19 protein-coding genes are annotated in these 17,948 nt (G+C 55.7%); 10 read left to right on the forward strand and 9 right to left on the reverse strand.

The features are described 5' to 3' along the window. The first annotated feature begins 23 nt into the window (after positions 1-23). Together H7849_RS22920 and H7849_RS22925 are read left to right on the forward strand one after the other, a co-directional pair. Positions 24-1,274: a translocation/assembly module TamB domain-containing protein gene (locus H7849_RS22920; protein ID WP_251106428.1), complete on the forward strand. Its 1,251-nt coding sequence runs from the start codon at positions 24-26 to the stop codon at positions 1,272-1,274. A gap of 117 nt (positions 1,275-1,391) precedes the next feature. Further along, the gene (locus H7849_RS22925; RefSeq protein WP_186742810.1) at positions 1,392-3,128 is read left to right on the forward strand and encodes a glycoside hydrolase family 13 protein; all 1,737 of its coding nucleotides are present in this window, start codon (positions 1,392-1,394) and stop codon (positions 3,126-3,128) included. 113 nt (positions 3,129-3,241) lie between these two features. Here H7849_RS22925 and H7849_RS22930 read toward each other — a convergent pair whose 3' ends face one another. From H7849_RS22930 to H7849_RS22940, 3 genes are read right to left on the reverse strand one after another with little or no spacing between them, the layout of a single operon-like run. Then, the gene (locus tag H7849_RS22930; RefSeq protein WP_186742811.1) at positions 3,242-3,871 is read right to left on the reverse strand and encodes a TetR/AcrR family transcriptional regulator; all 630 of its coding nucleotides are present in this window, start codon (positions 3,869-3,871) and stop codon (positions 3,242-3,244) included. A 3-nt stretch (positions 3,872-3,874) separates the two neighbouring features. Beyond that, the gene (locus H7849_RS22935) at positions 3,875-4,621 is read right to left on the reverse strand and encodes an ABC transporter permease (protein WP_186742812.1); all 747 of its coding nucleotides are present in this window, start codon (positions 4,619-4,621) and stop codon (positions 3,875-3,877) included. A gap of 3 nt (positions 4,622-4,624) precedes the next feature. Further along, on the reverse strand, positions 4,625-5,410 hold the full coding sequence (locus tag H7849_RS22940) for an ABC transporter ATP-binding protein (protein ID WP_186742813.1): 786 nt from the start codon (positions 5,408-5,410) through the stop codon (positions 4,625-4,627). Positions 5,411-5,553: 143 nt separating this feature from the next. On the opposite strand from H7849_RS22940, the gene H7849_RS22945 reads away from it, so the two are divergent. Together H7849_RS22945 and H7849_RS22950 are read left to right on the forward strand one after the other, a co-directional pair. Next, complete coding sequence (locus H7849_RS22945; protein WP_186742814.1) at positions 5,554-6,711, forward strand: hypothetical protein; 1,158 nt, start codon at positions 5,554-5,556, stop codon at positions 6,709-6,711. Beyond that, the gene (locus tag H7849_RS22950; protein ID WP_186742815.1) at positions 6,711-8,204 is read left to right on the forward strand and encodes a DUF8832 domain-containing protein; all 1,494 of its coding nucleotides are present in this window, start codon (positions 6,711-6,713) and stop codon (positions 8,202-8,204) included. The genes H7849_RS22945 and H7849_RS22950 overlap by 1 nt, the downstream gene beginning before the upstream one ends. 139 nt (positions 8,205-8,343) lie before the next feature. Here the strand turns inward: H7849_RS22950 and H7849_RS22955 are convergent, their stop codons facing one another. Next, positions 8,344-8,958 carry a nitroreductase family protein gene (locus H7849_RS22955; RefSeq protein ID WP_186742816.1) on the reverse strand — a complete coding sequence of 205 codons (615 nt, stop codon included), beginning with the start codon at positions 8,956-8,958 and terminating at the stop codon, positions 8,344-8,346. Positions 8,959-9,089: 131 nt separating this feature from the next. On the opposite strand from H7849_RS22955, the gene H7849_RS22960 reads away from it, so the two are divergent. Further along, entirely contained in the window at positions 9,090-9,974 is an 885-nt protein-coding gene (locus H7849_RS22960) for a creatininase family protein (RefSeq protein ID WP_251106429.1), read from the forward strand. Positions 9,975-10,166: 192 nt separating this feature from the next. After that, entirely contained in the window at positions 10,167-11,717 is a 1,551-nt protein-coding gene (locus H7849_RS22965; protein WP_222439726.1) for a S10 family peptidase, read from the forward strand. 99 nt (positions 11,718-11,816) lie between these two features. Here the strand turns inward: H7849_RS22965 and tdh are convergent, their stop codons facing one another. From tdh to H7849_RS22985, 4 genes are all read right to left on the reverse strand, one after another. Further along, on the reverse strand, positions 11,817-12,851 hold the full coding sequence (gene tdh, locus H7849_RS22970) for an L-threonine 3-dehydrogenase (protein ID WP_186742817.1): 1,035 nt from the start codon (positions 12,849-12,851) through the stop codon (positions 11,817-11,819). Positions 12,852-13,024: 173 nt separating this feature from the next. After that, positions 13,025-13,408 carry a nuclear transport factor 2 family protein gene (locus H7849_RS22975; RefSeq protein WP_186742818.1) on the reverse strand — a complete coding sequence of 128 codons (384 nt, stop codon included), beginning with the start codon at positions 13,406-13,408 and terminating at the stop codon, positions 13,025-13,027. Positions 13,409-13,440: 32 nt separating this feature from the next. Continuing rightward, on the reverse strand, positions 13,441-14,379 hold the full coding sequence (locus H7849_RS22980; RefSeq protein WP_186742819.1) for an aldo/keto reductase: 939 nt from the start codon (positions 14,377-14,379) through the stop codon (positions 13,441-13,443). 247 nt (positions 14,380-14,626) lie between these two features. Continuing rightward, a complete protein-coding gene (locus tag H7849_RS22985) occupies positions 14,627-15,547 on the reverse strand; it encodes a class I SAM-dependent methyltransferase (protein ID WP_186742820.1) in 921 nt (306 codons plus the stop codon). A 63-nt stretch (positions 15,548-15,610) separates the two neighbouring features. Between H7849_RS22985 and H7849_RS22990 the strand changes: the two genes are divergently transcribed. Continuing rightward, complete coding sequence (locus H7849_RS22990; protein ID WP_186742821.1) at positions 15,611-16,051, forward strand: MarR family winged helix-turn-helix transcriptional regulator; 441 nt, start codon at positions 15,611-15,613, stop codon at positions 16,049-16,051. Positions 16,052-16,348: 297 nt separating this feature from the next. On the opposite strand, the gene H7849_RS22995 is transcribed toward H7849_RS22990, so the two are convergent. Further along, positions 16,349-16,600, reverse strand: a complete 252-nt coding sequence (locus H7849_RS22995) for a hypothetical protein (protein WP_186742822.1) — start codon at positions 16,598-16,600, stop codon at positions 16,349-16,351. Positions 16,601-16,790: 190 nt separating this feature from the next. On the opposite strand from H7849_RS22995, the gene H7849_RS23000 reads away from it, so the two are divergent. The 3 genes from H7849_RS23000 to H7849_RS23010 are packed head-to-tail and all read left to right on the forward strand — an operon-like array spanning position 16,791 to position 17,801. Continuing rightward, positions 16,791-17,027, forward strand: coding sequence for a hypothetical protein (locus H7849_RS23000; RefSeq protein ID WP_186742823.1), 237 nt, complete (start codon positions 16,791-16,793; stop codon positions 17,025-17,027). After that, complete coding sequence (locus H7849_RS23005; protein WP_186742824.1) at positions 17,028-17,432, forward strand: hypothetical protein; 405 nt, start codon at positions 17,028-17,030, stop codon at positions 17,430-17,432. It abuts the gene before it with no gap. A 12-nt stretch (positions 17,433-17,444) separates the two neighbouring features. Continuing rightward, a complete protein-coding gene (locus H7849_RS23010; protein WP_186742825.1) occupies positions 17,445-17,801 on the forward strand; it encodes a hypothetical protein in 357 nt (118 codons plus the stop codon). Positions 17,802-17,948: the final 147 nt, after the last annotated feature.

The following is a 17,948-nucleotide window of genomic DNA, read 5'->3' on the forward strand; positions in this document are numbered from 1 at the left end:
ACCTGAGGGGCATGCAGATTCACATGCCGCCAAAAGACGAGCGGCAGAACATGCCAAAGCTGAGCAACCAGAACGGCGTCAGCAACATGAAAATCTTCGTTCGCGAGATGCAGATTGAAGACGCTGCGCTGGTGCTCGAAACCAACAAGCCCGGCAAATTTCCCTTGGACTTCGAAATCAGCCACCTGACGCTCGATTCCGTCGGCGCTGGCGAGCCGATGAAGTTTCACGCGACGCTCATCAATCCCAAGCCCATCGGCGACATTGATTCCTCCGGATATTTTGGCCCATTCAATGAGCACAGCCCTGGCGATTCCCCGGTACGCGGCGAATACAACTTCAGCCACGCCGATCTCAACACCATCAAAGGCATCGGCGGCATGCTCTCTTCAACCGGCAAGTATCAGGGCGAGCTGAATCACATCTACGTCGATGGCGAGACCGACACGCTCAACTTCAGCATTGATTCCGGCAATCATCCCATGCCGCTCCACACAAAATTCCACGCCATCGTCGACGGCACCAATGGCGACACCTATCTGCAGCCGGTTGATGCGCAGCTTCTGCACTCCCACATTCTAGCTACAGGCGATGTCGTTCGCGCTCCGCAGGGCGGCCACAATATCACGCTTGATGTGACCGTAGGTCCGGCGCGCATTGAAGACTTGCTGACTCTGGGAGTGAAAAGCCAGCCTGCAATCATGAGCGGAGGATTGAGACTTAAGACAAAACTCATCCTGCCTCCCGGTCAAGTCTCCGTCGCGCAAAAGCTGCGCCTGAAAGGCAGCTTCGAGATCACAGACGCTACTTTTTCCAACGATAAGATACAGGCGAAAGTGGACGAACTCAGTCTGCGCAGCCAGAACCGCGCAAAAGAGGCGAAGACTATCGATAAACAGAATCCCGATGCCATCGAGTCGCAGATGAAAGGGCAGTTCGAACTCGGCGACAGCAAGCTGACATTCAGCAGCCTGCAATACGACGTCCCCGGAGCCGACATTGCCTTGAACGGCGTGTATACACTTAGCGGCGACCAGTTCGATTTTTCAGGCACGGCGCGAATGAAGGCCAAGGCGTCACAACTTACCACCGGATTTAAATCGCTTCTGCTGAAACCGGTCGACCCATTCTTCTCCAAGAATGGCGCTGGCACAGAAGTCCCAATCAAAGTCAGCGGTACGCGCTCGGAGCCAAAATTCGGCCTTGATTTCCATCACAAGGATAAAGACAAGAATCAGAGCGACGCGCACGACAGCCACAACCCAGACAAATAAGACTGCGCCTACTACGCGGAAAACACCTAATCTGTTAGCTTCTCTGACGAAGAATAACCGCCGGCAGTCAGAACCATTTGCCGTGCACCCATACCGTTTCTGGAAGGAGAGACATTCATGAAGCGCATCTGGACAAAACATATTTGCGCAGTAGTTGTCCTGGCACTCACTAGCAGTCTTTGGGCGCAGACTTCGAGCGCACCGCCTGTGCAACCGTGGTGGAAAGGTGCGGTAATTTATGAAATCTATCCACGCAGTTTCCAGGACTCCAACAACGACGGCATCGGAGATCTGAACGGCATCACTTCGCGCCTCGACTATCTCAAGGTTCTCGGTGTCGATGCTATCTGGCTCTCTCCCATCTATCCCTCGCCGCAGGTCGATTTCGGCTACGACATCTCCAACTACGAGGCAATTGATCCGCAGTACGGCACACTCAAAGACTTCGACAACCTCGTCGCTGAAGCGAGGAAGCGCAACATCCGCATCATCATGGACCTGGTGCTCAACCACACTTCTGACAAACACCCCTGGTTCATCGAGTCGCGCAGCTCAAAAACGAATCCCAAGCGCGATTGGTACGTCTGGCGTGACGGCAAAGGCCCCGGGCAGCCGCCCAACAACTGGCAGTCCGACTTCGGACACTCGGCATGGGAGTACGACCAGAAAACCGGCCAATATTACTACCACAAGTTCTACATCCAACAGCCAGACCTGAACTGGACCAATCCGCAGGTGCGCAAGGCCATGTATGACGTAGAGCGCTTCTGGATCAACCGCGGCGTCGCCGGATTCCGCCTCGACGCCATCACCACGCTCTTCGAAGATCCGCAATGGCGCGACGACGCCGTGGTCAAAGACGCTAACGGCAACCCCGAAATCAACAACTACGGCGATGTGAAGCTCGACGACGCCATGACGAATAACCTGCCCCAGGTAAACGACGTCCTGCGCGACTTGCGCAAGGTCGCAGACAGTTATAAAGGCCGCGACGTCGTGCTCATCGGTGAGACATACCTTAAGAGCATCAACGACCTGAAGAAAATGTACGGCGCAAACAACGACGAGTTGCAGCTACCGATGGACATGCAGATCGGATTCATCAACAAGCTCGACGTAAACCTCTTCCGGCAGCGCATCAATGAGGTGCAGAACGACGTCAACGGCAACGAGCCGATGATCGTCTTCGACAACCACGACAATCCACGCTGGGACCGCTACGGCGACGGAACGCACAACCAGGACATCGGCCGCGTCATCGCCACCATCCTTTTCGCTACGCGCGGCACGGCCCTCTTCTATTACGGCGATGAAATCGGCATGGTTACCACACCGCCAACACGTAAAGAAGATGTAAAGGATCCCGTAGGCATCACGGGCTGGCCTAAAGACAAAGGCCGCGACGGAGAGCGCACACCCATGCAATGGGACGACGGCCCCAACGCAGGCTTCACTGCAGCAAACGTACAGCCCTGGCTTCCGATTCCGCCCAGCTACAAGACCGTCAACGTGAAGGCTCAGGTCACGGACTTCGACTCCATGCTGAACTGGTACAAGCAGTTCATCGAAATCCGCCGCTCGACGCCGGCGCTGCGCGACGGGAGGAACATCATGCTCAACACCAGCGACGCCAACGTCCTGTCATGGTTGCGTCAGGCTCCGGGCGAACCCGCAGTGGTTGTTGCTTGCAACTTCACTGCGCAGCCGCAGAAGGTCAGCTTCGATCTTTCAGCACAGGGCATCACCAGCAAGCAAGCAAAGACACTGATGAAAACTCCGGGATCGAGCGATCCTTCGTCCCTCGACAACGTCCAGTTGCCGCCCTTTGGCGTCTACATGGGCCAAGTCCAGTAACTGGTCCAATAGCGCGCTTCCATCAGCACAGAAGCCGTCACTCTGAGCGCAGCGAAGAATCTCAACGATGCCTCTTCAGCAGGCATCGTTGAGATTCCGCCTGCTTTCGGTCGTCAAAAAAGATCAATGCAAGCCCGCGCCCTTTTGTGCCGCTTCTTCGTCTTCACGCCATAGGCAGCCAGGAATGCATCCGCCGCATACGCCGCAAGATCAGCGGGAATCTTCCCCCCAAAGCGGTTTACAAAAACATGCCGATAAAGCATCGGTCCAATCAGCAGGGCGATCCCAACTTCGGGATCAAGTGACTTAGCCAGTTTGCCGTATTGGATGCCGCGCTTCAGCATATCGCGCAATTGCGCGCGCGGCCTCTCCAGCACGCGCGCGCGCCACTGCTCGCCAAACGTTCGATTCTTCGCCGAATACGCCATCAGATGCGGCAGTAAGCGCTCTTTCATTTCCTTCCTATGAGCGGCCGGCTGGTAATTCAATTGCGCAATCAAATCCGCGCGCAGGTCACCTGAGTCGAAGACAGGCGCCTCCTCGTCCACTCCATGCAGATAACCCAGTACCTCAAGACACAGCTTGTCTTTGTCGCGCCAATGCTTGTAGATCGTCGCCTTGCTCACGCCGGATGTTTCGGCAATTGCATCCATGCTCGTTGCATCGATCCCGCGTTCTGCAAACAGGTTGAGCGCAGCTTCCAAAACCTTGCGATGTGCAGCGATACTTCGTGGTCGTGCCATTTCTTATAGCTGAATCTTCGAAAACAGATACGCGCCCAGACTCATAAATGCAGTCGCAATCGTCACCATCACAGCCAGATCAAGCGCAAAGCTGAAGTGCCATGCGCCAATCAAAGACCCGCGTAAGCCGTCAATGCCATACGTCAAGGGATCGATATGCGTGATTGCAGTGAGTACAGCCGGCAGATGCGCAAGTGGATACAGGGCGCCGGAGAGAAAAAACATAGGCAGCACCATGAAATTCATGATAATGGGAAAACCCTGCATGTCCTTAATCACCGACCCAAAAGCTGTCCCCAGCGACGCAAAAGTGATTGCCACCATCGCCATGAAAATGAATGCCTGCGGCAAAGCAGCCCAGCTGTGAGGACGAAATCCGGCAATCAGGCAAACGATGAGCACCAATATGCCTTGGAATGTCGCAACCGTAGCAGACCCCAACGTGCGGCCTAGCATGATTTGCATGCGCGACACCGGAGCTACGAGTGTCTCCTTGAGAAAGCCGAACTGACGGTCCCAAAGAATCGAAATGCCGGAAAAGATGCACATGAACAAAATCGACATCCCGATAACACCGGGAGCGATGAACTGCACATAACTGCCGTTGCCCGCGCGTTGAAATACCGGACCAAGCCCAAAACCCAGAGCCAGCAGATACAGCATCGGCTGCCCGAGCGAAGCGATGATCTGCACACGCGAACGTATGTAGCGCTTCAGCTCACGCAGCCAGAGAATATAAATCGCGCTCATCGTTTATCTCCTCCACATCTTAGCCATCTGGCGCATGCCCTCTGCGGAACTCGCACTCTCATCACGCAGAGACTCACCGGTCAGCGACAAAAACGCGCCTTCCAGCGAATCGCTGTTCGTGCTGATCTTCAATTCTGCCGAAGTCCCCTGCGCGATCAACTTGCCGTGATCGATAATCGCAATGCGATGCGCCACGCGGTCCGCCTCATCCATGTAATGCGTAGTGAGGAAAACCGTTGTCTTCTCCGTTTCATTCAAACGCTTCACAATGGTCCAGAGCTGGTTGCGACTCTGGGGATCGAGCCCGAGCGTCGGCTCATCGAGAAACAGAATCTTCGGCGTGTGCAGAAAGCCGCGCGCGATCTCCAGCCGCCGCTTCATGCCGCCCGAGAATTGCTTGACGTAATCGTCTTTCCGGTCCCACAGCTCAAATACTTTCAGCAGATTCTCAATCCGCTCGGCTCGAACTTTTCGCGGTACGTTATAGAGAACGGCGTGCAGTTCCATATTCTCGTAAGCCGTCTGCTCGTTATCGAGGCTCGGATCCTGAAAGACAATGCCGAAGCGCCGCCTTGCCTCGTTCCGCTTCAGCGTGGGATTCAGGCCGTCCAACTCGATCGTCCCGCTCGTCGGCTTCAGCAATGTCGTGAGCATCTTGATGGTGGTCGTTTTCCCCGCGCCATTCGGCCCGAGAAAGGCAAAAATCTCCCCCTGCTTCACGTCAAAGGAAATACCGTCTACGGCAGTAAACTCGCCGAACGTTTTCACCAGGTTGTCAGCACGAATCATGGAAACCTTCTTCTACATCGACAATACTGAACGGTTTAGTTCAGTATTGTCAAGATGACATCCGCCCACTAGACGCCAATTTGACAGAAAATCCACGCCTCCTGTCGTATCCTGAGCCCAGCACATCCGTGGAGGAAACTCGCATGGCCACCGCAAATCCGGCGGTTTACCAGGCAGAGAAAAGCAACATCCCCTGGTACTTGTGGTGCGCGGCTATGGCCGTCACTTCCGTCACCATCGGCGCGCACTGGGATGTTTCCTGGCACCGCTCCATCGGCCGCGACACCTTCTGGACGCCGGCGCACCTTGCCATCTACGCTTGCGGCGTCCTCGCCGGCATCGCCTGTGGTTACCTGATCCTCAACACAACGTTCCGCCGTGTTCCGGAACTGCTTGCCTCCTCGGTGAGCGTCTTCGGCTTCCGCGCGCCGTTGGGCGCATTCCTCGCGGCATGGGGAGGAATCGCGATGCTCGCCTCCGCGCCCTTCGACAACTGGTGGCACAACGCCTACGGGCTCGATGTAAAAATCGTAAGTCCCCCGCACACGTTGCTGATGCTCGGCATTTTCGCCATCGACTTCGGCACCTATTTCCTGATCACCGCCGCGATGAACCGCGCCGACGGCACACTCTTCAAAAAGCTGCAGTGGCTGCTGCTCTACCTCGGCGGATTGATGATGGTGCTCACCATGTTCTTCCGCATGGAATACACATGGGACATCAAGCTGCACACCACCGGAGCCTATATCTCCGTCGCCATCGGAGTGCCCACCTATTTCGCCATGCTCTGGGAGTGCTCGCGCCATCGCTGGGCCGCGACCGTCTCCACAGCTTTTTACTCGCTCTTTCTCATAGGACTCATCCTGATCCTGCCGCTGTTTCCCGCTGAACCAAAGCTGGGCCCGGTCTATCAGCCCGTCCATCAATTCATTCCGCCGCTTTTCCCCATGCTGCTGATCGTCCCAGCCTTCTTCATGGACATGCTGCTCGATAAAACTCGAGAGTGGAAGTCCTGGCTCATCGCGCTCGTAGCAGGCCCGATCTTCGTCCTCACCCTCGTCGCCGCCGAATGGCCCTTCGCCAGCTTTCTCATGACCAAAGCCGCTGACAATCGCTTCTTCGGCGCTGCTTACCTCGATTACGGCACGCCATCGTGGTCGTACGCAGCCAGGCGCGTCTTCCTCAACCCCGAACACGGTCTCGTCCTTTGGAAGGGCCTTGCCTTCGCGATACTCTATGCCTCAATCAGCACCTGGCTTGGCCTCGCGCTCGGCAAGTGGATGCGAAAGGTGCAGCGTTGATGCCCAATTTGAAGGTGCCGCGCTGGTTCGTCTGTTTTCTTCTTCTGCTTTCTGCTTTGCCCGCAAGCGCCCACGTCGGCAGCCCGGATGTCTACGCCGAAGGTGATGCCGGACCCTACAAGCTCTTCGTCGTCATTCGGCCGCCCCTCGTCATACCCGGCGTCGCTGAGATTGAAGTCCGTTCCAGCACTCCCGGTGTCGACAACATCACCATCACGCCGATGCTCCTCACCGGCGACGCCTCAAGGCATCCGCCTGTCCCGGACAACATGACCAAGCCGTCGAACGACGCGCAGTTCTTCACCGGTCATCTTTGGATCATGGCCACCGGCTCGTGGCAGGTCCGTTTCGTTGCCACGGGTAGCAAGGGCGAGGGCGTGATTTCTATTCCTGTTCCGGCGACAGCCATCGGCACACGCAAAATGCAGAGCGGCATGGGTTTCATGCTCGCGGTGCTCGGCGTCATTCTTCTCCTGGGAATGGTCGGAATCATCGGAGCCGCCGCGCGCGACGCGCAGATTCCTCCCGGAAAAACAGCGCCCCCGGCCAATCGTCGACGCGCATTTGTAGCCATGACGGTTGCATTCGTCATTCTGGTGGTTGGCGTCATTCTCGGCAACAAGTGGTGGAACGCAGAAGCAACCGACTACTCTTCCTATATCTACAAGCCATTGCAGATGAACGCTACCGTGCAGCCGGGCAATATCCTCGATCTCAAAATGGTCGATCCCGGTTGGCTCCGCGCGCGCAAGCTTGACGACTTCGTTCTCGACCACAACCACATCATGCACCTCTACGCTATCCGCTGGCCGGCAATGGATGTCGTCTTCCATCTGCACCCCGATCAGGTTGGCTCAGGCGATTTCCACCTCACGCTGCCGGAAATGCCCGCCGGAACCTACCGCCTCTACGCCGATGTCGTCCACGCCAACGGTTTCCCCGAGACGCTGGTCACAACCATTACCTTGCCCTTCACCCATGGACGCGAACTCATCGGAGACGACGCCGAAGGCACAGCCCCTGTCGTTACCTCCACCGGACGAGGAACCCAAACCAACACCAGCGATAAGCTGCCGGACGGCTACACCATGGTCTGGAAACGCCCAGCCACCCTGACCGCAAAGGCCCCCGAAGACTTCACCTTCACTCTGCTCGACGCCAACGGCCAACCGGCAAAAGATATGGGCCTATACATGGGTATGGTTGGCCACGCTGCATTTGTAAAGACAGACGGTACCGTCTTCGCTCACATTCATCCATCGGGAACGGTGGCGATGGCTGCGCTCATGATGGCGCAAGCGCAGAACGGGACCAGCGGGAACAGCATGAATGACATGCCGGGAATGGGCATGAGCGGCAACGCCTCGCAGCCAGTTCCAAGCACCGTCAGCTTTCCCTATGGCTTCCCGACACCCGGCAACTACCGCATCTTCGTGCAGATGAAGCACGCAAACACGGTCGAAACCGGAACCTTCGACGCAGAAGTGCAGTAGGTAAAGACAACAAAACAAAGTCCTCATTCTGACGACCATCGGGAGAGCCTGTCCTGAGCGAAGCCGAAGGAAAGAATCTGAACGATGAGCGATGAGTCAATGCTGCGCGGATTCATCGCCCCGCTCAGGTTGGCCGGATCTACAGCGCGGGCTTGTCCCAATCCGTCAGAACAAACTCGCCCAGAGGCATTCTCTGTCGTGGCGACGTCTCCTGCGCGCGTATTTGATCGTGCAGCGTCATCGGATCGCCGAGATATCCCAACGCCGTTACCGCCCCGATGTCGTAATCCTCTGAAACGTTGAAGAGCTTTCTCGCCTTGCTGTGATCGAATCCCGCCATCGAATGCGTGTGCAGTCCAAGCGCCGTGGCCTGTAGTGCAAGATTCGCCGTGGCCGCGCCTGTGTCATGAATCGAATATTTGTTCGGACTGCCATTCTGCGCGAACTTATTACTGGCAACCGAAAGGATCAGCACCGGAGCGCTCTTCGCCCATCCTTGATTGAATTCGACCAGCGCATCGAAAATCTTCTGGTAAGTCGCATCGCCGCGTCGGCCAAGAAAAAAGCGCCAGGGCTGCTCGTTGTACGACGAAGCTGCCCAACGAGCTGCTTCGAATATCTTCTTCAGATCGTCGTTCGACACGTCCTTATCGGCAAACGCGCGCGGACTCCAGCGGCGCAGAAAAAGGTCTTCCACTCCTGGCACAGCCGGAGCATGCTTCAGCTTCTCAAGGTCTTCCAGTGTTTGCGGCATGGTTCAGACTCCTTCCTGTATCGATTTCTACCTTAGATTCGGCCGATTGCCCAAAAGCGCCGTCAATAAAGGTGAAAATCTGGTGTCTTTTGAGGCTGTATCATGAGCTTTTCGCAGCACAACCGTCAGGAGTGACTACTTTGAAGATTGGATTTCTATCACTCGGCCTGCTCGCCGCCACATCCATCGCAAGTCTTGCCCAGACAACGGGCAAGTTCTCGCCCAAATGGGAAGAGCTTACTGGCCCCGATTTCATCACCGCCATCCAGCAGGCGAAGGGCGTCTGCATGCTCCCTTTCGGCATCATCGAGAAACACGGTCCGCAACTGCCTTTGGGTACTGACCTCATCAATGTTCGCTACGCCACCGAACACGCCGCAGCCGATGAGTACGCCGTTATCTTCCCCGCATATTACTTCGGCCAGATTGCCGAAGCTGAACATGAGCCCGGTACAGTCTCTTACAGCACGCGCATGCAGCTCGATCTCCTGCAGGAAACCACCGATGAAATGGGCCGCAACGGGTGCAGGAAGATCGTGATCGTCAACGGTCACGGCGGCAATGAAAGCCTGCTGCCGTATTTCGCGCAATCGCAGTTACAAAATCCGCATGACTACGTCGTCTACGTCTACCGCTGGCATGCCGACTATCCGGGCCGTCCCGCAATGCACTCCAAAATCGACATGCACGCCGGTGAATCAGAAACCGCGCACACCATGGTCTCGCGTCCCGACCTTGTTCATCAGGACCGCGCTACTCAGGAATCGGGCGCCGATCAGGCCCGCGAACATCTGCCGCCGAACGTCTACACCGGTATCTGGTGGTATGCGCGCTTTCCCGAGCACTATGCCGGAGATGGCAGCGCCGCTACGCTGGAACTGGGCCAGGCTGACATGAAAGCCTACGTCAGCGACCTCGCCAATGCGCTCCGCGCCATCAAAGCCGATGACACCAGCCTGCAACTGCAGAACGAGTTCTTCGAGAAAGCCCAGCACCCGCTCGATACCAAGCAGTAGCGAGCCACGCCCACAAAGGCTGTCATCCTGACGCTGAACATAGTGAAGCGGAAGGATCTGCTTTTTCTACGCACCAGCACGAAAAAAGGGTGCCCCATCCTTTCGCGCATTTGCGAAAGGGTGGGAAAGCACTCGATCCACCCAGCCGAAAAAAACCCATCCAAGGCATCACGGCAGGAAACTCAAATCCCCATGTATCGTATCCACATGACCTTTTTGAAACTCCGACTTGCAGCCGCCCTCGCTGCAATCTGCCTCATCCCCACGCTTCAAATCCAGGCGCAGGACAACAGCAAGCCAGCCGACAAACCGGCAGCCGCATCCCCTGAAAAATCCGACAAAACCGACAAAGAAAAAGCTCAGCCGCCACTCCCGCCCGACGCCCACGCCGAGCAGAGCATTCAGCTGAATGGCAAAACGCTCCGCTACACCGCGACCGTCGGTACTCTGCCCACGCGTGACAAGGATGGTAAGGAAGCCGGACAGGTCGTCTTCACCGCCTACACCGTCGAAGGCCCCAATCGCCCCGTCACCTTCGCCTTCAACGGCGGTCCCGGAGCAGCGTCGGTCTACCTCAACTTCGGCGCGATCGGGCCCAAGCATCTTGAGGGTGTCGGCAACGAGGGCGACAGCCCCTCTGATCCCGCTACGCTGGTCGACAATCCCGGCACCTGGCTCGACTTCACCGACCTCGTCTTCATCGACCCCATCGGCACTGGATTCAGCCGGTCCGAAGTCCCTGAAGCCGAAGCAAAGAAGCTCTTCTACAGCACAGAGCCCGACATCGAGTACCTTTCACGCGTCGTCTACGACTGGCTCGTCAAGAACAACCGCCTCAGCTCCCGCAAATACCTCGTCGGTGAAAGCTACGGCGGCTTCCGCGGCCCGCGCATCACGCACTATCTGCAGTCGCAGCTTGGCGTTGCCATGAACGGCGTGGTTCTGGTCTCGCCCTATCTGAATCCAACCATCGAGCAGAACGGCGACCTCTCGCCGATTCCCTGGATGGTTACCCTGCCTTCAATCACGGCAGCGAGCCTTGAGCGCCAGCACAAGCTCACTCCCGAAGCCATGCAGCAGGTCATCGCCTACACCCTCGGCGACTATGCAACCGACCTCTTCAAGGGCCACACTGACCCCGAAGCCACCCAGCGCATCGTCAAGCGCGTTACGGAAATGACCGGCCTCGATCCGCAGTTCGTGAAATATGCCGGGGGCCGTCTTGAGATCGGAGCCTACCTGCGTGAAGTCCACCGCGAACAAGGAAAGATCGGCTCCGTCTACGATTCCAACGTGACCTCCTACGACCCCTTCCCCTACTCCTCCGAGCAGCGCTTCAATGATCCGCTGCTTGAGACGCTCATCGCTCCCACCACGACTGCGATGGTCGATTTCGACACCCGTACCGTAGGCTGGAAGGTCGACGCCCGCTACAACGCGCTCTCCTATGACGTAGGCCGCCTCTGGGATCGCGACGCGGAACTCCGCAAAGGTTCCGTCGAAGACCTGCGCCAGTCCGTTGCCGCCGACCCCAAGATGCGCGTTCTCATCGCCCACGGCTGGAACGATCTCTCCTGCCCCTTCATGGGTTCGATCCTGACCGTAGACCAGATGCCGGAGATGGGCTCCGACCCGACCCGCGTCTCTGTCCACGAATATCCCGGCGGCCACATGTTCTACACCCGCGAAGCCAGCCGGATGGATCTGCGCAAAGACGTCATGGACATGGTCAGCAAGCACTAGAAACCCAGTAAGCAGACGTAGACGAGCGCCATGTTGCCGAATAGCTATACACTCGGCAGCATGGCCTCTATCTACGGCTCTTCCATCGCTGAAGACAAACTAGGAAACGTGCGTCCAATCCAGAATGACCTTGCCCGTTTGCCCCGAAATCATCGCGTCAAATCCCGCCTGAAAATCCTGATATCCATAACGATGAGTAATCACCGGTGAAATATCTACCCCCGACTCGATCATGACCGTCATCTTGTACCAGGTCTCATACATCTCCCGCCCATAGATACCTTTAATGGTCAGCATGTTGAAGATCACCGCGCGCCAGTCGACCGACATCGGCTTCGCCGGAATCCCGAGCATGGCAATCTTCGCACCATGGCTCATATTCGCAATCATCTCCTGCATGGCTACAGGATTCCCCGACATCTCCAGCCCCACATCAAACCCTTCCCGCATGCCGAGCTGTTTCTGCACCTCTGCGAGCGGTGTTTGCTGCGTGTTCACGGCAAGGGTCGCGCCCATCTTGCGCGCTAGTTCCAGGCGGAAAGGATTGATGTCCGTAACCACAACATGGCGCGCGCCTGCATGCCGAACCACCGGAATCGCCATAATGCCAATCGGCCCGGCGCCGGTAATCAAGACATCCTCGCCCAGTACCGGAAACGAAAGAGCGGTGTGCACTGCGTTGCCAAAGGGATCGAAGATCGCCGCAACTTCCTGATGGATGCCATGATCATGCCGCCAGATATTGGTCATTGGCAGCGCGATCAATTCAGCGAACGCCCCAGGCCGATTCACGCCAACGCCGGATGTAGCCGCGCAAAGATGCCGTCTACCCGCCAGGCAATTGCGGCAGCGTCCGCATGTAACATGCCCCTCGCCGCTCACAATATCGCCCGGGTAGAAGTCGTTTACGTTCGACCCAACCTCAACAATCTCTCCAACAAACTCATGCCCAATGGCCATCGGCACCGGAATCGTCTTCTGTGCCCACTCGTCCCATTGATAGATATGAACATCTGTCCCGCAGATCCCCGTATAGCGCACGCGGATCAGTACATCATTGATGCCGATCGTCGGTTCTGCAATCTCTTCCAGCCATAATCCGCGCTCCGCGCGGCTCTTCACCAAAGCTTTCATGAACTCCTCAACAAGTTGTTTTTTATCATGTTGCGGCGCACCAGTGCGACCTGCGGATTGTGGAGATAGGCATTCTCGACACAGATCACATCACGCAGAAGGAACTGTCAGTTGAATCAGATCTGGCCAATTGCGCTGTCGCAGACCTTCATCGCTCCCGCCTCAAAGCGGCCTCACCCGATCCGCTCAACCCATTGACTCCTCCAGGCCGGCGCCTCGAAGGGATCAGAGAAATACTGTGTCTCGTGTACGACCTTGCCGTTGCGGAACTCCATAATGCTTACTGTGAACGCTGGTCGCCCCTGGTATGTGATTGTGTATTCCGTGATCCAGAGATCCCCTTTTCCGAGAATTCGCTTGACTGTGAAGCCTGACGGCTTGCCTGGATGATGACTCCGCAATGCCTGCAAATTGCTTCGCCCGTGGATTCGCTCACCTGACTGGGGATAATCACAAATGGCATCGTCAGCGTAAATATCGTGTTCCGCGTTTGCATCGCCGGCTGCCGACGCCTGCCAATGCGCGTTCAAGGCTTCACGTATTTGTTCCTCTTCCATGGACTACCTCCAGGCGCGGTTTCGGTTCCTGATCATCTACCTTGTGGAATGAAACCCGGGCTTCCGGTCTTCACCACGTCATTGAGTCTCTGTCTCGTCTGAATGCCATGGATCTCTTCAAGTGCGTCTTCCGGAAGGGCGGAGATGTTGAAATTCTCTCTCGCCCGCGCCGCACTCCTGGGCGTGGTAAGCAAAGCCGTGCCACGTTGCACCGCCCAGGCCAACAGTACCTGCGCCGGTGTCTTTCCAACTCGTGCAGCAATTGCCAAAATGATCGGATTTTCGAGCAGCCCCGGCTTCATTCCATGACCCAATGGCGCGAAGGCCAAAAGCACAATGCCGTGTTTCTTGCAGAATTCCAGAAGATCCGTTTCCGGAAGGTACGGATGCGACTCGACTTGGACGACGGCTGGCTTGATTCTCGCCGATTCGTAGAGCGGCAACAGTTCGTTCAAGCCGATGTCCGACAGTCCGATGGCCCGGCATTTCCCATGGTCTACGAGACGCTCCAACGCTCCCCACGTTTCGAACAAAGTTACGCCGTTGTCGTAAAGGACATTGCCATTTTGATCCCGCGGATCCTGCTCGTCCCCCGGTTGAAACGCAAATGGCGTATGAATGAGATAGAGGTCCAGATAATTGAGCTGGAGTCTGTCCAGACTCCCCTCGAAAGCCGGTTCGACGCGCTCGGGCCGATGATTAGAGTTCCACAACTTTGTGGTGACAAAGAGGTCTTCCCGCGCAATCCCTCCACCAGCAAGTCCCGCATGCAAGGCCTCGCCCACCTCACGCTCGTTCCGGTATCTTTCCGCACAATCGAAGTGTCGAAATCCCGCTTCCAGTGCATTTCTGGTTGCTGTTATCGTCTCGGCTGCATCGGGAATCAGGGTGCCAAACCCGAGCACAGGAATATAGCCGACACCGTTGTGGAGCGGCATTCTCGTATTCCGAAAATCAGAAGATTCGATCATGATGAACACCTCGACGAGAACCGTGGCGATGTTTTCTTGATTAGATGTGTGTGGCTTACGTCCTACATCCGACCCAGCAGGATGCCTGAATAGAAATCAAGCCCGAGAAGTCAGGTGCAGTCTATCAGACGAACGTAAACCGCGTTTCGCGCGGCTCTTCACTATGGCTTCTATGTGCCGAGGAGTCCGAGGCCGTTCCTTATCCTGGCCCATCCAGTTTTTCCAGCAGGTGACTTAGATGATGTGCTCATTGTGAGTCGAAGACGGTAATGCGCCCCGTATCGGGCAGTGCGCTCGCCTTCAGCCATGCCTCGTTCGCAACTGTGCGGGTGCAGGGGCCGAGCGAACAAATTTTGATAGACCTGCGCCTACTCTCCATTCGCAGCGCGCTCAGCACGTCGGTCAAGATCGAGCCGTTGAAAGGCGAATACAGATAGAACACGGTGCCGCTGGAGAGATCTGCCTCGCGCGCGTCCTGCGGGATAAACCGGACGCGGCTCAGGTGGAGGCTTTGAGCGCACTCCCGCGCGCTGGCGATATAGGCCGCCTGCACCTCAATACCAAGGCTCTCGGCTCCAGTCACCATGGACACAAGAAGCGGCACGTGTCCCAATCCCGATCCGAGATCGACAAAGACGTCATCTTCCGCAAGCGCGGTGGCCGCTATCAGGTGGAGAATATGGCGCACGGGCGTCGGCTGATAGGGCGCCATCTCCGGTGATCGCTGAAGATTCGGTTCGCTCGGTTCGCGCAGCTGGAGAACTCCGCTCACCAACTCGTCTCGGCAGTCAAACCCCAAGCCAGGCAATGGGCTTTTTGATTTGTTCTGGCTTGCTGCATCCTGTAGCCACTGAAGAAGCGTGCGCGGTTGACCGTCGCGAACAACATCAGAGCGCACACTCTGGTAGAGGTCTGCATTGGCGGCTTCGAGTCGTGTCCGGATTGCCTTTGCACGCTGATGAATTCGTGAATCCGCACACCTCGTCGAATTCTCGGAATCGAAGCCTCCAAATCCGGCATCAAGATCGTCCAGCGCGATCAGGCGCTCCCGCAGTTGTTCGGGCTCGAAGAGAGACGAATCGGCCTCCAGTCCGCAGAGGAAGGCGTGCAGATCGTGGTCGCATTTGACTTCACTCGCGCGCGAAACCACGCTTGTAGCGGTTGACATATCAACCACCCTAAATAACCTACGGTTGTCATGTCAACCTTAGATTGATACGCTTGCACTGACATGACGATAAAACCGCTATCCCCACAGGAACTTCGTGTCTGGCATGCCTTCAGGCTTATGCACGAAGATGTGCTGGCCCGCGTTGGCCGGGACATCGCGCAGGCGACCGGACTTTCAGGTCCTGAGTTTGGTGTACTGTCTCGTCTCGCTGCCCTTGGCAAAGGTGAAATGCGGCAACAAACGCTGGCCAGCATGATGGCCTGGGATAAGAGTCGTCTCTCGCATCAGCTGACGCGAATGCAGGAACGAGGGCTCATAGAGCGCCGCCGTACTGACGGGAAAACTGTCCTTGTTGCGCTTACCAAACTCGGCAGAGAAAAACTGGAAGCTGCCCGCCCGATACACGCGGCCTCAGTTCGGCGGAACCTGTTGTCGCGACTCACTCAGGAACAGATCGATACCATCGTGCGGGTGAGCAATCTTCTCGGTGAAGAAGACTAGCGCCCTTCCGTTTCGTAGTCCCAAAATGTTGTCAAGCCCTCCGGTTGTGGAACACCCCATTAAATTATTGAAACTATGGCACTTATTCCGCGTGCAAGCCTGCAGGGAATTATGGGGAAAAATGCTAGAATAGAAATTGAAGGAAAAAGAAAGCCCGCCAACCGATGGCGGGCTTTTTCATTTGTGCAGAAGAAGTCTAAAGAAAGAGGATCCGCAGCTAAGGGCAATGACTATGACGTCACACCCGACAATAAATGGGAGAATAGTTTACAGGTGACAGGCAGGAACAAGAGTCTATTACCGAGGGAATAAAATTCCTTGGATTGTTCTCTCAAATGCTTCTAGATAGCTTGCGCTCATTCGAGAGCGAATCGTGGTCAAGTTGCCATGTTTTCCAAGATATTGCCGAGCCTGTGCCGTTGCCTGAGTAATTTTCTCTTCGCTTATGCCTTGCTCTTTTAGGAGTGAGAATATCGCCATTTGACGTGCCGTCATTTCGAGAAGCAATCCAGCAACTGCGGACAGTGCCTGAGTCTGATCTTGATCCATGGTGCCGCGAATTATAGCGCCTTAAATGACACATTGACAGGACTTTACGCACCACTCAATGCAAGCTTGTTGTCAAAATGGGCATTGGCGTGGCATCCTTTCGGAACTGGGAAGATTCCGCTTCAAAGTGTGAAGGGATAGGGATTTTGCCCGAAGAATAAAAGGTAAGGCGGTCAAACCATTGAAGAAGATGTATCCCGTTAATGGGCAGCAGGTTCCCGGTGAGGAGATTGAATTCCAAACCGAGGGCGGCGAAACATTCAATACCTACATTCTTCACGATGGCACCAAAATCAAGTTTAAGGCGGTAGTACTTAAGTTCATTCGCCTTGATATGTTCGACCAGAATGGCGACCCTATATATCTAGTGCAGGCCACCAACGCCTTATCTGCTGACGTTCCCGAAGGTTTGAAAAGGAAGCAATAAATGCCCGAAACATACGAGTTCGCTCCACAGGCCCCCCAAAGCATTACCACTCAGTCGGGGCGCGATCCGGAAGTGTTCTTGTCCAACTCCTCCAACAAAGCGGAGACCGTTATGGAAACTACCCCGGCGCTGCTCGATGTACGGTATAGCGTGGCATTCAGGATCGGCAACAGTATCCCAGAAGTCCAAGCACTGTTCACTCACTTGGAGGGGAAGAGCTTGCGCGTCTGGACAGTTGTTGCCGATCGCGACGAATCCGTTTACCGAAAGATTTACGCCCAAGAAAAGGAGTTGATCCATGTTTTCGATGGCATGGAGTTTGAGTTCAATATCATTCCTAGTCTTGGGAGAAATGCAAAGGAGATTATTTCCGATCCGGGAAGCAAACTAGTATTTGCACGATAGGACGCGATCTCTTTGCTCTTCACAAAGGACGAACACGAACAGAAGGCAATTGAGAATGAGAAATTCGCACAAACTCTTCCGTCATCTGTTTCCGGTGTTGAATGGGCAATAACGGCTACGTTCTACGCTGCCGTGCATTACGTACAAGCTTATTTTGCAAAGTCAGGCCGTAGTTTTTCTTCGCACGGTGCGAGGGCCGCGGCGATCCTCAAAGATGGCGCAATCTCATCTATCTACAATGACTATCAAGACCTCTACAATATCAGTAGAGATGCGCGTTATGAAGTAATGAATCTTCAACCTGGACATCTGACATTTGCGCAAAATAAGCTTCAAGACGTAAAGAAAATAATCTGTAAATTGTTATGAAAACGCCTCCTGGCACGCAAGATTTTGCGAAGTTTACTCGAGCCATGCGAGACCTTCTGAAGGTGTCAAAGATTGAGATCGATGCGCGTATTGAGGCGCAAAAGAAGGGGAAACGCACATCTAGGGGCGTTTCGAACGGATGCGATG

Origin of the sequence: Alloacidobacterium dinghuense, assembly GCF_014274465.1 — a bacterium.
GTDB lineage: Bacteria > Acidobacteriota > Terriglobia > Terriglobales > Acidobacteriaceae > Alloacidobacterium > Alloacidobacterium dinghuense.